10 protein-coding genes are annotated in these 15,733 nt (G+C 49.1%); 5 read left to right on the forward strand and 5 right to left on the reverse strand.

Features of this window, described 5'->3' with window-relative positions; translation table 11 throughout:
* Nucleotides 1-26: 26 nt before the first annotated feature.
* The 3 genes from LRP49_RS17275 to barA all read right to left on the reverse strand — a co-directional run bounded on the left by LRP49_RS17275 (nt 27) and on the right by barA (nt 5,301).
* Nucleotides 27-1,733, reverse strand: coding sequence for an ApeI family dehydratase (locus LRP49_RS17275; RefSeq protein WP_274143559.1), 1,707 nt, complete (start codon nt 1,731-1,733; stop codon nt 27-29).
* 259 nt (nt 1,734-1,992) lie between these two features.
* Nucleotides 1,993-2,247 (reverse strand): acyl carrier protein, encoded by a 255-nt coding sequence (locus LRP49_RS17280; protein WP_274143560.1) that lies wholly within the window; start codon nt 2,245-2,247, stop codon nt 1,993-1,995.
* Between the two features lie 309 nt (nt 2,248-2,556).
* Nucleotides 2,557-5,301, reverse strand: a complete 2,745-nt coding sequence (barA, locus tag LRP49_RS17285) for a two-component sensor histidine kinase BarA (protein WP_274143561.1) — start codon at nt 5,299-5,301, stop codon at nt 2,557-2,559.
* 208 nt (nt 5,302-5,509) lie between these two features.
* On the opposite strand from barA, the gene rlmD reads away from it, so the two are divergent.
* The 5 genes from rlmD (at nt 5,510) to eno (ending at nt 13,148) form a co-directional block, all read left to right on the forward strand.
* Complete coding sequence (rlmD, locus tag LRP49_RS17290) at nt 5,510-6,826, forward strand: 23S rRNA (uracil(1939)-C(5))-methyltransferase RlmD (protein WP_274143562.1); 1,317 nt, start codon at nt 5,510-5,512, stop codon at nt 6,824-6,826.
* Between the two features lie 57 nt (nt 6,827-6,883).
* The gene (gene relA / locus LRP49_RS17295) at nt 6,884-9,094 is read left to right on the forward strand and encodes a GTP diphosphokinase (RefSeq protein ID WP_274143563.1); all 2,211 of its coding nucleotides are present in this window, start codon (nt 6,884-6,886) and stop codon (nt 9,092-9,094) included.
* A gap of 77 nt (nt 9,095-9,171) precedes the next feature.
* Entirely contained in the window at nt 9,172-9,990 is an 819-nt protein-coding gene (gene mazG, locus LRP49_RS17300; RefSeq protein ID WP_274143564.1) for a nucleoside triphosphate pyrophosphohydrolase, read from the forward strand.
* A gap of 140 nt (nt 9,991-10,130) precedes the next feature.
* On the forward strand, nt 10,131-11,765 hold the full coding sequence (locus tag LRP49_RS17305; protein ID WP_274143565.1) for a CTP synthase: 1,635 nt from the start codon (nt 10,131-10,133) through the stop codon (nt 11,763-11,765).
* A gap of 81 nt (nt 11,766-11,846) precedes the next feature.
* Nucleotides 11,847-13,148: a phosphopyruvate hydratase gene (gene eno, locus LRP49_RS17310; protein WP_274143566.1), complete on the forward strand. Its 1,302-nt coding sequence runs from the start codon at nt 11,847-11,849 to the stop codon at nt 13,146-13,148.
* A 157-nt stretch (nt 13,149-13,305) separates the two neighbouring features.
* On the opposite strand, the gene LRP49_RS17315 is transcribed toward eno, so the two are convergent.
* Both LRP49_RS17315 and ubiH read right to left on the reverse strand, forming a co-directional pair.
* On the reverse strand, nt 13,306-14,517 hold the full coding sequence (locus LRP49_RS17315) for an FAD-dependent 2-octaprenylphenol hydroxylase (RefSeq protein ID WP_274143567.1): 1,212 nt from the start codon (nt 14,515-14,517) through the stop codon (nt 13,306-13,308).
* Nucleotides 14,517-15,722, reverse strand: a complete 1,206-nt coding sequence (gene ubiH, locus LRP49_RS17320) for a 2-octaprenyl-6-methoxyphenyl hydroxylase (RefSeq protein WP_274143568.1) — start codon at nt 15,720-15,722, stop codon at nt 14,517-14,519. The genes LRP49_RS17315 and ubiH overlap by 1 nt, the downstream gene beginning before the upstream one ends.
* Between the last annotated feature and the right edge of the window lie 11 nt (nt 15,723-15,733).

Genomic DNA, 15,733 nt, shown 5'->3' on the forward strand with positions numbered 1-15,733 from the left:
CGCCGTTTCTGGCAGCGGTTCTTGTTTTAAATAAAACTCACGACCCCTCGGGTATGAAGGCCTTGATCCGATTCATATCGAAAGGTCAGTTTTTTCGTGCCTGCATGCCAACTGAGCGTCAGCACCAATTGTGTTCCTGGCCAAACAGGTGCCTCGAATTTCAACTTATTAATGGATGAAAACTGACCATGAATAGGAAACAGGTCTTTGGCGAAGCGCAGAACTGCATCTATCTGCGACACCCCTGGGTAGATTGGGAATCTAGGGAAATGCCCACAAAACTCAGGCAGTTTGTTGTCAATGTTGAGGTGTAATCTGGCTTGATCAGTCGTTGTTTCTGCTTTGACCAATGACGGTAGACGCTGAGGAGACAATGCAGTCGGGTCGTCAGTAAACAGACTTTCAATGATGGCGTGCTGCCTCTTCCCTTGGCTGTTTTGGGGTATTGAGTCGAGAAGTATGAAACGACGCGGAATAGCCACATTGTCGAGCCATTGTGTGAGAAGCTTTCTGATGCTCAAGCGCAGCGCATGCTCATCTTGAGAAGCCATTTGGGTGGCCCCTTCATGATTTAGCGTAATTGCTGCAGCGATAAACTGTCGGCCGTCTTCGTCCAATGGAATGCAGGCTGCATCACTGATCCAAGGGTGCTGAACCAGTCTGGACTCTACATCGCTTAAAGAAACGCGTTTTTCCTCAATTTTTACGATGCGATCAGCTCTGCCAAGCAAGCTGAATGTGCCGTCACTATTAAAATCACAAAGGTCCGCCGTTTCATAAAATGAATGAGGGTCGATGTAAGGGGACTTAACGGACAAACACCCGTTGTTATTTATCGAGGCATGAATGCCTTCAAACAATTGCCAGCGTGTTGTTTCGTTTTCTTGTTGACGATACGCAATACCGCCAGTTTCCGTACTGCCAAATACTTCGAAAGGTAACTGCCCCAGCAAAGATAAACTGCATTGAGCGGCTGCATAAGGAAGAGGGCCGCCTGAAGAAAATACGGCGGCACAGTAAAATGCAGGATCGACGGGATTGAGCCTTTTTAGTTGTGCAGGGCTGCTGATTAGCGTTAAAGGACGTGTGCTGTTTAATGCAGTCTGTTGCAAGTAATTAATGTTGCTCCGTGCAAACGGTCGGCGTGCAAACAATGGCCAAAAAACACGAAAAAGCAGACCGTAAATATGTTGGTGAGACACAGTACTCACGATTTCACTACCGTGAACGATGTCTGCCCACGTGTTTTCCAGCGTATCCACTTCTACGTTTAATTGATGTAAGGATTTTTCTATGGCTTTGGGTGTGCCGCTGGATCCTGATGTGTAGAGGATGAGCTGAACATCTTCATCATTAAAGTGAGGAAGCGGTAAGCAGGATTGCGCAGCATCGACTGGAAGCGTCACGGACGCCTTTCCTTGAAGTGAAATAGCGGCACTGTCCGTGATTACGCCATCGAATGCGTCAGATAATTCGGCAAGTGCAGAAGGGCGCAGATTTCCCGGAATAATGATCGTTTTTCCAGCATGGGCTAATGCTAAGCATGCAACGGCCATGTGGTAGCTATCATCCAGGCAAAGCGCCCAGCGCGATCGCGTGTCGTTCGCAAGCAAATCATGCAAAGTTGCAACGTCGTGTTGGAAGTCTTGCCAATGCTTTGCGTCGTCTAAATCCGCCGTGACAAGATGGCTTCCTTCAATAGCGAGAAGTTGGGAAAAAGTGGGTAAGCCCATATCGCTTGCAAACCTCAATAAGTGACAGAACACCTTGGGGGCATAGGCTTAACCCGAGGTGTGAGGACGTGAGAAATCCGTCGATTCAATCAGCCAATAGCCTGCATCATCGGCATGAGCACTTGATGCTTAGGGAAATGACGTACGTGAATCTGAGGGATTGCCAGTGTCTAATTGAAAACGTGCGCTGTTATGTTCCTGTTCGCTATCGATATCGTCGTTATCGAGATTGGCACATAAAGCGCACGCAATTGTCTATTTAGGCCGTTTGCAGAAGCGCGTTAATCGCGTCAACGACATCCTGTACGGTCCTGACACTTTTGAAGGCTTCAGGTGGGATTTTTTGGCCAATCTCTTTTTGTAGGTGGACGACAAGGTCTACAGCATCAATGCTGTCTAAAACAAGATCTTCATAAAGGTTCGCGTCAGGTGAGACGTCGTCTGCAGCCACATCAAACATCTCGATGAGTGCAGCTTTAACTAGTTCGAAATTTTTTGTATTTACATCAGCCATGATACTTATCTCTAACGTTGTTGTATTTTCCCACTTTCAGTAGTGGTTTGTTTTTCAACCGAAGTGTTGAGAGATATATCAGACTGGCTTTCTGAGCACTAAATCAGAAAGGTGGTATTACGTGATGTATCGTGAAGTTTTTGACCTGTTTGCATTTCTGGACAATTTTCTTTGAGATTGCTCGAAGATGAAGCCGGGAGCTATATGCGTTCATTCTGGTGAAAATTGCTGTTTTATACGCATTCTTAATTTTTGCTAGAGAGGGGTGTATAAAAAACTGGCACCCTCAGGTGCCAGCTTTTCTTCCAATTAGTCAGGGGTGAGGTAATGCGGTGCCTGCGCGCGGACATTGTGCATCTCGTCCATGAGCTCCAGCAGTTCAGGCTCAATATCAGCGGTAGATTGGCCGCTTTTCATTTGCGTTTCGAGCTCGTAGCAAAGCTGCTTAAGCTTGGGCACACCGCTGTATGCGCAGCTGCCGTGCAATTTATGGATAACCGGCCACAAGTCGATGTCGTGATTTTCTAGTGCCTGAGAGACTTTATCTTCCACCTCATCAAACGAGCGGATCAGCATTTGGAGCATGTCTCGCGCAAGATGCTCTTTTCCTGCTGCTTGTTTCATTGCCAGAGCCCAATCAACACTGAGAGCGAGTGAAGCGGGCGATTGAATGTTCATCACCGGTGTTGTTGGGAGTGGCACGTCACCGCTGGAGGTTGTCCAATGGTGAAGTACTTGCTCGAGGATGTGCTCCTCGATTGGTTTGGTCAGGTAGTCATCCATGCCTTCTCGCAGTAAACGCTCTCTCTCGCCCGTCATTGCGTGTGCGGTGACGGCAACAATGGGGGTGCTGGCGTTTAGCGGGCCTTTCCTTATTTCATTACACGCGGTGACACCGTCCATCTCTGGCATCTGTATATCCATCAATATCAGGTCAAACTTATTTTCATAGGCTTTGGTAACGGCTTCTTTACCTGTCGCTGCCACAACGACATTGGTAACCCGCTCGGACAACAATGCTTCGATCAGTTTGAGGTTGGCAGGATTATCATCGACCGCCATGACAGTAATTGGAAACTTAGGCTGCGCATGAGGCGTTGGTAGGACAAGGTCGTCAGCGGCAGGAGCGTCTTCTTGTAACTGCTCTGCGAGCTTACGAAGCGGCAAAGGCTTCGCCAGACAAGCGTCGATGCCTGCTTCAATAAGCTGTTCAGAAAGTGCAAGTTCGGTGGTGGGCAAGCCGAATATCACTTTGTTCGCACGAGATTCGGCATGCCTTGCCAAATCGATAACGTCATCGGTTTCTGGTGACTCATTGGCATCAATGCACAGCAAAATAGCGTCAAAATGTGATGAGGTTTCAGGGAACTGCGGGTAGCTTTGTACCATCAACCCGATGTTTGACAGGCGTTCACTGAGCGAAATGCGGGTCTCCTGATGCGGCTCAACCAACAACACGCTTTTTCCTGCCAGTGACGCTTGGTCGATAGGCTGTATTAACGGCAAATCGGTTTTCAATAAGGTTAAGGTAAACCAGAAGGTAGATCCTTGGTGAAGACGGCTGCTAAAGCCTATGTCTCCCCCCATTTGTTGAACCAACTTTTGTGTGATTACCAAGCCAAGACCGGTGCCACCATAACGTCGGCTGATACTTGCATCGGCTTGTCTGAAGGCTTGGAACAACTGTGCTTGCTGACGCTCAGAGATACCAATACCCGTATCTCTTACCGTAAATTGCAGTTCGAGTTGCTCATCACGCTGCAATCTAAGCTCCACACTCACACTGATATGGCCGCGTTCTGTAAATTTCGCTGCGTTACCAATTAGGTTAGTGAGCACTTGTTGAATGCGCAGTGGGTCGCCAATCACACCCGTTGGGATGCGTGGGTCGATACGAAGGTTAAGCTCCAAGCCTTTCTCATGGGCCATTGGAGCCAGAAGCCGCATGACTTCATCAAGCGAGTCTTCAAAATCAAACGGGATGTTCTCCAGCAGAAGTTTGCCGGCTTCCAGTTTTGAAAAGTCGAGTATGTCATTGATGATGGTCAGTAGATTGTTTGCAGACTTCTCGATAGTCTGTAAGTAATCTTGTTGGCTGGTACTAAGCTGGGTTTTGAGCATTTGGCGTGTAAAACCAATGACACCATTGAGTGGTGTGCGAAGCTCATGGGACATGTTGGCGAGGAACTCAGACTTCACACGCGCTGCTTCTTGTGCATTCTTTTTCGCGATGTCGAGTTCAACGTTTTGAATTTCAAGTTGTTCTAGAGTTTCACGCAGATCGGAAGTTGCCTGATCAATGCTTTGCTGCATTTCCAAATGGTATTCTGACAGTGAAATCGCCATGGCATTGATGCCGTTTTTCAGGGTGTCGAGCTCACCAAGTAATTTCCCTTCAATACGCACGTCTAAATGACCGCGACGAATACGGTCAATCATGCTGATCATTTGCTTGATGGGGATTTCGACATCCAGCAGGAGTCGGTAGGCGAAAAAGCCCGACAAAATCAGGCCGAAGAGAAGCACAACCGCAGCAGACGTGATCTCTTGATATTGTTTGAGTTTAACGGTGGAGAGGTCCATCTCCATAGAGATGTAGCCAATCGGCTTTTCATCAACCTCGTCGATGTTGAACCCACTGATAGCTCTAATAGGTGCTCTGAGTAATAGGGTGTCTTCCGAGCGTGTTACTTCGAGATTGTCGGGAAGTGGTTGTCCACGCGGCACCGCGAGCGAGTCTAAGTTGCGATGATAGTTAGAGGTAACAAATAGCTCGTTTTGGCTTGAAAAAACGGCAATGCTTCGAACATATTGGCTGTGTTGACGGTGAGTGTGTCCAATCAGACGCCGAACGCTTTCCCGACCTTCATTGGTTAAACCGATTTCGCTGGCGATGGCTAAGGGTTCGATGATGGCTTGCCCCGTCACGCTAAGTTGCTGTTCAAGCTCGACATAACGGTTTTTGATGAAATAGGCACTCAGCAAAATACCGATAATCAAAGTCGGTGCGAGTGTTAGGGTGATAACTCTGGCGCGAAGTCCGTATTTGGTCATGCTGTTTGTTCTGTGGGAGAATTGGCGTCAAATTCGCGACGTACCTAGGATCAGTAGAACCTAAGAGACATTCTAATCTCTGGTACGGCACTACACCAAAGCTGTCGGCGATAATTCAGCAGGTTATCACAACTGTTCGACGGTCAATAAGTATCATTCGCAAGGTGCGCACGTTAAAGGCGCACTTAGCCGTAGTTGGAACAACATCATGGCGCGTTTTTTTAAGCCGCAAAAGAAAAAGAGCTTGGATACCAAGCACAAAGTGTTAAGTGTCACCAGACTAGACCACCAAGGCGATGGTGTTGCATTTGATGGCAAGAAGCCGGTTTTTGTCGCAGGAGCCTTACCTGGCGAAGAGATTCTGGCGCAATTAACAGAAGACAAGCGTCAATTTGCGCGTGCAAAGCTAATCAAAGTCGTGAAACCAAGTGCGGAACGCGTTCAACCATTTTGTGCGCACTATCGAGAGTGTGGTGGTTGTAACCTTCAGCATCTGAGCCACGAGGCGCAAGTGATCGCTAAGCAAGAAATCTTGGGACAATTGATGCGGAAGTTTGCCTCGACAGAACTGACTCAAGATGCGCCTGTTGTCTCTGCGCCTTTGGGGTATCGTCGCCGTGCACGTTTGAGCACCAAAGTGGCGAAAGATGGCAAATTCGAAATGGGGTTCCGTCAGCGTAATTCCAATGACATTGTGACCGTCAATGCTTGCCCAGTGTTGGACGCATCGCTGAATGATTTGTTGCCGGAGCTGTATTCACAACTTGATGGATTACGCGGTCGTCGAGTGATTGGCCATATTGAACTTGTGACATCCGGTGAGGGTCGCGTACTGCTAGTACGTGCGATTAAACCGCTTCATGTTGATGACGTTGAGAGCTTAACGTTATTCGCGCAACAACATGCCGTTGTACTTTATCTCCAGCAAGGTGAAGAAGAAGCGCGACGTTTGGTGGGTGCGCAACCGTTTTATGCATTAGATGATCTGTCATTGAAGTTTGAGCCGCAGGACTTTATTCAAGTCAATGCGGACATTAACGCCAAGATGATCGAACAGGCCCTGACGTGGCTAAACGTGCAATCTGACGATAACGTGTTGGATCTGTTCTGTGGTTTGGGCAACTTCAGCCTGCCACTCGCCCAGCAGGTTAACGCAGTCGTTGGCATCGAAGGTGTTGAGAACATGGTAGAGCGGGCCGCAAGTAATGCAGAACGAAATGCACTGTCCAATGCGCGGTTCTACCATGCCAACCTAGAGCTTGATGCTGCTGAAACGGATTGGGGAGCGCAAAAATACAATAAAATTTTGCTCGATCCAGCACGTGCAGGTGCTTTAGGGGTTATGTCATATGTGGCACAATCACAGGCTGAGAGAATTGTTTACGTGTCTTGTAACCCTGCTACATTGGCGCGAGATAGCCAAGTACTGCTCGATAACGGGTATATCTTAGCAAGGTTAGGCATGTTGGACATGTTCCCTCACACTGGGCATTTGGAGTCGATGGCACTGTTTGTCAAAGCGTAAGTGCCTACCGGGCAACCATGAGGGTTGCCCGTTCAAGAAAAAGAACAGGAAAGTGAAATGGTCGCAATTCGTGGCGCGCACCTAAACGACAATAAAGAATTTGTGCTTGAACGCTGGGTAGAAGGCCTAGCGCAAGACGCTGCTGTCTCCCAAGTATTAATCAACGCTTACCAACATTGCCAATCACTGGGGGATGCAGAAACCCTCGCTCAACCGCTTTGGTCGGGTCGGGAGATGATTGAAATCCTTGTCACCTTAAGCATGGACAAGGAAACCCTTCTCGCTGCACTGCTCTTCCCTGTGGTAGAACATGGAGTATTGAGCAATGAGCTTCTGAAAGAGCATTATGGCAATGACATTGCCAAGCTGGTGGACGGTGTGCAGGAAATGGCGGCGATTCGCCACCTGAATGCCAATAACGAAGAAGCGACCGCTGCACAGGTGGATAATGTCCGCCGCATGCTGCTTTCAATGGTGGATGATTTCCGCTGCGTGGTCATCAAACTGGCTGAACGCATTACCTACCTACGTGAAGTGAAAAACGACGCGGATGAGGTTCGCCAGACTGTTGCGAAAGAATGTGCAAACATCTACGCACCGTTGGCAAACCGTTTAGGTATTGGCCAGCTTAAGTGGGAGATCGAAGACTACGCATTCCGCTATCAGCATTCTGGCACCTATAAACAAATTGCTAAGCAACTTGCTGAACGCCGCATTGACCGCGAGCAGTACATTGATACTTTTGTGACCGACCTGCAGCAATCGATGGGATCGTCAAACATCAATGCGCAGGTATACGGCCGACCAAAACATATCTACAGCATCTGGCGTAAGATGCAGAAAAAGAACCTCGAATTTGATGAGCTGTTTGACGTGCGCGCTGTGCGTATCATTGCTGATCAGCTTCAGGACTGTTACGCCGCGCTAGGTGTGGTGCACACCAAGTATCGCCATCTTCCCAAAGAGTTTGACGACTACGTCGCGAACCCAAAACCGAATGGTTACCAATCTATTCACACCGTCGTGCTTGGGCCAGAAGGCAAAACGGTTGAGATCCAAATCCGTACCAAGCAAATGCATGATGATGCCGAGCTTGGTGTGGCGGCGCACTGGAAATACAAAGAAGGCGGTTCGGCCGGTCGCAGCGGCTATGACGAGAAAATCACTTGGCTACGTAAACTGCTGGCATGGCAAGAAGAGATGTCAGATTCTGGCGAGATGCTGGATGAGCTTCGCAGTCAGGTCTTTGATGACCGTGTCTATGCCTTTACACCGAAAGGCGATGTCGTCGACTTGCCAATTGGTGCAACGCCACTGGATTTCGCGTATCACATCCACTCTGAGGTGGGTCACCGTTGTATCGGTGCTAAGGTCGAAGGCCGTATCGTGCCATTTACCTATCACCTCAACATGGGTGATCAGGTAGAAATCATTACCCAGAAAGAGCCAAATCCTTCCCGCGATTGGTTGAATCCGAGCTTGGGCTTTGTGAACTCCGGTCGGGCACGCGCAAAAATCAATGCTTGGTTCCGCAAGCAATCTCGTGAAAAGAATGTGATTGCAGGGAAAGAAATCCTCGATGCTGAATTAGCGAAAATTGGCGCGGTCAGCAAAGATGCCTCGCTAGCAATGAAGCGTTTCAATATGAACAGCTTGGATGAGGTTTACGCTGGCGTTGGTAGTGGCGACTTACGTATCAATCAGGTCGTCAATTACATCAATTCTTTAGTCAATAAGCCGACGAAAGAAGAAGAAGATCAGCAGCTTCGTGAAAAGCTTGAACATGCCGAAGTCTCTTCTGCACCGAAGAAGCCGCGGCGCGATGCGGTTGTGGTTGAGGGGGTTGATAACCTGATGACCCACCTCGCACGTTGTTGCCAGCCGATCCCGGGAGATTCCATCGAAGGGTACGTCACCCAAGGGCGTGGGATCTCGGTGCACCGCGCTGACTGTGAGCAGCTCGCGGAGCTCCGCCACCACGCGCCAGAGCGTATCATTGATACCGTGTGGGGCGGCGGTTTCGTGGGTAACTACCAAATCACTGTGCGTGTATTGGCATCTGAGAGAAGTGGTCTGATTAAAGATCTCACGACTGTATTCACCAATGAAAAGGTGAAGGTGGCGGGCATGGCAAGTCGCGTTGACTATAAGCAGCAAATGTCGGTTCTTGATTTCGACCTCGAGTTAAGTGACATCGATGTGCTGGGCAAGGTGATCACGCGGCTTGAACAAGTCAAAGATGTGCATGAAGCCAAACGACTTCACTAGATTTAACGTGACGAATAAAGGGAAAGCCTCGGCTTTCCCTTTTTCATATATCGAAGTTTGAACACCGGAAAATCCTCATGAAAAAAATGTCGCGAATGCAAGAATTACTGGAAATTATGGCCAAGTTACGAGACCCGGAGACGGGCTGTCCTTGGGATAAAAAGCAGACGTTTGATTCCATAATTCCTTACACCATCGAAGAAACTTTCGAAGTGGCTGATGCTATTGAGCGCAAGGATTGGGCAGACACACGTGATGAGTTGGGCGATCTTTTGTTTCAGATTGTGTTCTATAGTCAACTCGGAAAAGAGCAGGGCGAGTTTGAGTTTGAGGATGTCATTGGTGCTATCTGTGACAAACTGACGCGTCGCCACCCTCATGTGTTTGGCAAAAAAGATGCAGATGGAAACCCTATTGAAAAGCCCGATTGGGAAGGGATAAAAGCGCAGGAACGAACTGCGAAGGCCGCATCCGATTCGCCGCTGAGTGTTTTGGATGATGTGCCAAATGCCTTGCCTGCATTAGGACGAGCAGCAAAACTTCAGAAACGCTGCGCAAGTGTCGGTTTTGACTGGGACTCAGTAGGGCCAGTGGCGGATAAAGTGCAAGAGGAGTTGCACGAAGTAATGGAAGAAACGTTGATGGTCGATGTCGACCAGACGCGTGTTGATGAAGAAATCGGCGATTTGTTATTTGCCGTTGTTAACCTCGCAAGGCATGTCGGGACGAATCCAGAGACAGCGCTTAGGAAAGCAAATTTAAAATTCGAAACCCGCTTTCGTCAAATTGAAACGAAATTACGCGAAAATGGTAAAAACTTGCAAGAAAGTCAGCAGGATGAGCTCGAAATGCTGTGGCAAGAAGTGAAGCGTGACGAAGGCAACAAACCGGTGTAAATCACTCCATTGATTTACGACAAAAAAAAACGATGTGCTGTGTGATAGTTTTCACGTTGTGGGAAGTTTCTGGCTCTGGTAACATGTCGTCCCGTCCAGATTTCCAATAATTTCCCCTAAATCCAACTCTCAGGTTTAGCATGACAACGAATTACATTTTTGTTACGGGCGGGGTGGTTTCCTCCCTAGGTAAGGGTATTGCTGCAGCGTCGCTGGCGGCAATTCTAGAAGCACGTGGTCTTAAAGTGACCATGATGAAACTCGACCCTTACATCAACGTGGATCCGGGCACGATGAGCCCAACCCAGCACGGTGAAGTATTCGTTACGGAAGACGGCGCAGAAACAGACCTAGATTTGGGTCACTATGAGCGTTTCATCCGCACCAAGATGACCAAACGCAACAACTTCACGTCAGGTCGTGTATACGCTGACGTACTGCGCAAAGAGCGTCGCGGCGACTATTTAGGTGCGACGATTCAGGTTATCCCACACATCACTAACTCTATCAAAGAGCGTGTACTGGCTGGTGGCGAAGGTCACGATGTGACTATCGTCGAAATCGGCGGTACCGTTGGTGATATCGAATCACTGCCGTTCTTGGAAGCAATCCGTCAAATGGCGGTTGAGCTTGGCCGTGAACGTGCAATGTTCATGCACCTGACACTGGTTCCTTACCTGGCTGCGGCGGGTGAAGTGAAAACCAAACCTACTCAACACTCTGTTAAAGAACTGCTTTCTATCGGTATTCAGCCAGATATTCTGGTTTGCCGTAGCGATCGCGCTATTCCTGCGAATGAGCGTTCTAAGATTGCATTGTTCTGTAACGTGCCTGAGAAAGCGGTAATCTCAATGAAGGACGTAGATTCTATCTACAAAATTCCTTCACTGATCCGTTCTCAAGGTCTTGACGATCTGATTTGCCAACGTTTTGGTATCTCCGCTCCTGAAGCAGATCTGTCTGAGTGGGAACAAGTTATTTTTGAAGAAGCGAACCCAACCGGTGAAGTTACTATCGGTATGGTGGGCAAGTACATTGAACTGCCAGACGCTTACAAATCTGTCAACGAAGCACTGAAGCACGCAGGCCTTAAGAACCGTCTGACCGTTAACATCAAGTATGTTGACTCTCAAGACGTGGAAACAAAAGGCGAAGAAGCACTGCACGGTCTGGATGCAATCCTAGTACCTGGCGGCTTTGGTGATCGCGGCGTTGAAGGTAAGATTCTAGCGGCGAAATTCGCGCGTGAAAACAAAATCCCTTACTTGGGCATCTGTCTAGGCATGCAGGTTGCGCTTATTGAATATGCGCGCAACGTAGTAGGCATGAAAGGCGCGAACTCTACTGAGTTCGACAAGAGCAGCAAATTCCCAGTTGTTGGCCTAATCACTGAATGGGTTGATGGCGAAGGTAAGGTTGAAGCGCGTACTGAGAAATCAGATCTGGGCGGCACCATGCGTCTTGGCGCACAGCTGTGTCACCTAGCAGAAGGTACTAAAGCACGTGATCTGTACGGCAACGCGACAATCCATGAGCGTCACCGTCACCGTTACGAAGTGAACAACGTGCTGCGTCCGCAAATTGAAGAAGCGGGTCTGGTTGTATCTGGCCTGTCTGCGGACAAGAAGCTGGTTGAGATTATCGAAAACCCTGAGCACCCATGGTTCGTGGCGTGTCAGTTCCACCCTGAGTTCACCTCGACTCCACGTGATGGCCATCCTCTGTTTGAAGGCTTCGTGGCGGCAGCAGGTAAGAACCAGCGTGGTGAGCTGTAATTGAACAAATAAGCGGTTGCGAAGGTTTGCAGCCGCTTTTTATTAGCATTTTTAAGCTATTGACATACGAGAGGAAACACAATGTCTAAGATCGTTAAAGTTCTGGGCCGTGAAATCATTGACTCACGCGGTAACCCAACTGTAGAAGCAGAAGTTCACCTGGAAGGTGGTTTCGTTGGTATGGCAGCTGCTCCATCTGGTGCATCTACCGGTTCTCGCGAAGCACTGGAACTGCGTGACGGCGACAAAGCACGTTTCCTGGGCAAAGGCGTTCTGAAAGCAATCGAAGCTGTTAACGGCGACATTGCAAACGCACTGGAAGGCAAAGACGCGACTAACCAAGCTGAAATCGACCAAATCATGATCGACCTAGACGGTACTGATAACAAGTCTAAGTTTGGTGCAAACGCAATCCTGGCAGTTTCTCTGGCAAACGCAAAAGCAGCAGCTGCTGCGAAAGGCATGCCTCTGTACGAGCACATCGCTGAGCTGAACGGCACTCCAGGCGTATTCTCTATGCCTCTACCTATGATGAACATCATCAACGGTGGTGAGCACGCAGACAACAACGTAGACATTCAAGAGTTCATGATTCAGCCAGTTGGCGCTGCAACTCTGAAAGAAGCAGTACGCATGGGTGCGGAAGTATTCCACAACCTAGCAAAAGTACTGAAGTCTAAAGGCTACAACACTGCAGTTGGTGACGAAGGTGGTTTCGCGCCTAACCTGAAATCTAACGCAGAAGCTCTGGAAGTAATCGCTGAAGCAGTTGCTGCTGCAGGTTACGAGCTGGGTAAAGATGTTACTTTGGCGATGGACTGTGCTGCATCTGAGTTCTTCGACAAAGAATCTGGCATTTACAACCTGAAAGGCGAAGGTAAAACCTTCACTTCAGAAGAGTTCAACCACTACCTAGCAGGTCTGGTTGAGCAGTTCCCAATCGTTTCTATCGAAGACGGTCTGGACGAGTCTGATTGGACTGGCTTCAAGCACCAAACTGAACTGCTGGGCGGCAAAATCCAGCTAGTTGGTGACGATCTGTTCGTAACTAACACTAAGATCCTTGCTGAAGGTATCGAAAAAGGCATCACTAACTCTATCCTGATCAAGTTCAACCAGATCGGTTCTCTGACCGAAACTCTGGCTGCAATCAAGATGGCTAAAGATGCAGGCTACACTGCAGTTATCTCTCACCGTTCAGGTGAAACTGAAGATGCAACTATCGCTGACCTAGCGGTAGGTACTGCTGCAGGCCAAATCAAGACTGGTTCTATGAGCCGTTCTGACCGTGTTGCTAAGTACAACCAGCTGATCCGTATCGAAGAAGCTCTGGGCGAAAAAGCACCTTTCAACGGTCTGAAAGAAGTTAAAGGCCAAGCGTAATCGCTTACCTGAAACCGCTTTAGATTGAAAAACGGCTCCCTTGGGAGCCGTTTTTTTATGCTTGAATTCTCTCGTTGTGAGTTTGGGTAGCAAGACGTCGGATAAAAAAAGCCAGCATTACGCTGGCTTTCTCATTGTGCTTATTGTGGTGCGATCACTACTTCTTCGCGAGTGCGGGCAGATCGCCTGATAGTCCCAACGCACGTTTGATAAATTGGGTCTTGATGCCTGGCAGGGTTGCTGCTGCCATCAAGCCAATACCACGGATGAGTTTCTTCGCCGGGTTTTCACCAGCAAACAAATCGCGGAAACCTTGCATAGCAGCAATCATTTGCGCTGCTTCCGCCTTACGCCAGCGTTCGAAACTGCGTAGGTTGGCTTTCTCGCCAATGTCTTTGCCATCTTCACTGAGGCGAGTCAGTTCTTGGGCGAGCGTTGCTGCATCAAGTAGTCCCAAGTTTACGCCTTGGCCAGCGAGTGGGTGAATGGTGTGTGCAGCATCGCCAATGAGCGCGACACGATCGACAACAAAATCTCTCGCATAGCGCATTTTAAGCGGGAATGCGGCGCGATCACCTTCTACATGGCATAGCCCCAAGCGCACATCAAATGCGCCTGTGAGAGCCTTGTTGAACTCGCTGTCTGACATGCTGCAACGGGCATCGGCTTGCTCGGGAGGTTGAGACCAAACGATGGAGCAAAGGTGCGGGTCAGAGAGTGGCAAAAACGCTAGCGGACCTTCCGGTGTGAAAATTTGGCGTGCAATGCCGTCATGCGGTTCGTCGCTACGTACGTTTGCTACCAGTGCGCTGTGGCCGTAATCCCAATGCGTCAGAGGAATAGAAAGCTGGTTGCGTACCCAAGAATTGGCACCGTCTGCACCGACGACCAGTTTGGCCGTAATGGCATTGCCTGAGTCTAGTGTTAGCCAAGCCTCTGATTCACCGAACATCATTGATGCGACGCGATCAGGACAGAACAGGGTGACATTGTGATGTTGTTTGATGCGATCTAGCAATGACAGTTGAATAACACGGTTTTCGACAATGTAACCCAAATCAGGCTGACCCAAGTCCATCGCATCAAATTCAATCGATGCAAAGCTGTCTTGCTCCCACACCGCCATTTTTTGATACGGACTCGCGCGGCGGGAGACAATACCATCCCATGCGCCGACGTTTTTCAAAATTCGCTCACTGGCGCGGCTAAGCGCGGATACACGGACATCCGGCAATGTGTTGAGTTCAGTCTCAGGCTCCCTGCCTTCAATGACTGCAATACGAAGATCAGAGTCTGCTAACGCCGCAGCCAACGTTAGACCCACCATGCCACCGCCAACTATAGCGATATCTACATTTGTCATTTTCATTATCGTTCTACCAAGCCCATTGCACGTTGTAGCAAGGGGGCTTTCAATTCACTGCAGACTGACATCGCAGCCAAGCCGAGGTTTCTACCCAGAATGAGCGGGGCAGATGTATTCGAAAAACCATGAACCAATCCGGATGTCATGGCAACCGTTGCATTGCGGTCTGGCTCTCTGCGTTCAAGGTATTGCTGAAGTAACGCCATGCCACCGACGTCTTCGCCACTATGGTGCGCATTCGCAATTTCTTCTGCTAAGGTCACTACATCACGAAGGCCGAGGTTGAAGCCTTGACCAGCAATCGGGTGCAAAGTTTGCGCTGCATTACCAACGACAGCAAAACGATGAGAAATCAATTGGGTCGTTTGGCGAAGGACTAATGGGTAGCTATTGCGCTCACCAACATGGAGGATTTTTCCTAAGCGCCAACCAAAGGTACGTTGAAGTGCATCAATAAAGGCATTATCAGACAGCTTTAACAATTCCGAAGCTTGCTTGGGTTTGGCGCACCAAACGAGCGAGCTTCGGCCCTCTGACATGGGTAATAAGGCGATTGGACCGCTTTCAGTAAAGCGTTCAAAGGCTTTCCCTTGATGCGGCATAGCGGTGGTCACGTTGGCAATCAGTGCTACTTGTTCGAAATCATGCTCATGGCGGTCAATACCGACCATTTGACAACACGAAGAGGTTGCGCCGTCGGCAGCAATGACCAATTTGGTTCGGATTTTATTGCTATCGTTCAGTGTCAGCGTGACATCGTCGACAGTACGATGAATATCAGTGACAAACGCCGGACAAAAGAGGGTAACCGTCTTTGAGGAGGTGAGTGCTGCGTGAAAAACGCGACCCGCATCGGCAAGCTCAATCACACTGCCTAGCGACTCAACGCCTTCGTCTTTGGCATGCATCTCGGTTAAGCCAAAATGGCCTTTGTCAGATACATGAATATGCTCAATGGCCGTCGCAAAAGGAGAGAGGGCTTTCCAAAGCCCCAGCGATGCTAACAATTGGCTGCTGCCGTAAGACAGCGCAATGCTTCGGGCATCATAGCCAGGGTGTGAGTGGTTGGGGATAGCCGCTTCAACCACGGCAATGGAAAGTTGGCCTTGGGTCAACTGCTCGATGGATAACGCCAAGGTAGCTCCAGCCATGGCGCCGCCTGCGATAACGACATCAAATTCCTGCATTGAAGGCGCGTTTGCGTCCATTCTTCGATCTC

Origin of the sequence: Enterovibrio qingdaonensis (assembly GCF_028683135.1) — a bacterium.
Taxonomy (GTDB): domain Bacteria; phylum Pseudomonadota; class Gammaproteobacteria; order Enterobacterales; family Vibrionaceae; genus Enterovibrio; species Enterovibrio qingdaonensis.

Bases quoted from the DNA above. Each gene is read 5' to 3' on its own strand.
- mazG (WP_274143564.1), top strand. From the start codon at position 9,172: ATGAAAAAAATGTCGCGAATGCAAGAATTACTGGAAATTATGGCCAAG.
- rlmD (WP_274143562.1), top strand. From the start codon at position 5,510: ATGGCGCGTTTTTTTAAGCCGCAAAAGAAAAAGAGCTTGGATACCAAG.
- LRP49_RS17305 (WP_274143565.1), top strand. From the start codon at position 10,131: ATGACAACGAATTACATTTTTGTTACGGGCGGGGTGGTTTCCTCCCTA.
- relA (WP_274143563.1), top strand. From the start codon at position 6,884: ATGGTCGCAATTCGTGGCGCGCACCTAAACGACAATAAAGAATTTGTG.
- LRP49_RS17280 (WP_274143560.1), bottom strand. From the start codon at position 2,247: ATGGCTGATGTAAATACAAAAAATTTCGAACTAGTTAAAGCTGCACTC.
- ubiH (WP_274143568.1), bottom strand. From the start codon at position 15,722: ATGGACGCAAACGCGCCTTCAATGCAGGAATTTGATGTCGTTATCGCA.
- LRP49_RS17275 (WP_274143559.1), bottom strand. From the start codon at position 1,733: ATGGGCTTACCCACTTTTTCCCAACTTCTCGCTATTGAAGGAAGCCAT.
- eno (WP_274143566.1), top strand. From the start codon at position 11,847: ATGTCTAAGATCGTTAAAGTTCTGGGCCGTGAAATCATTGACTCACGC.
- LRP49_RS17315 (WP_274143567.1), bottom strand. From the start codon at position 14,517: ATGAAAATGACAAATGTAGATATCGCTATAGTTGGCGGTGGCATGGTG.
- barA (WP_274143561.1), bottom strand. From the start codon at position 5,301: ATGACCAAATACGGACTTCGCGCCAGAGTTATCACCCTAACACTCGCA.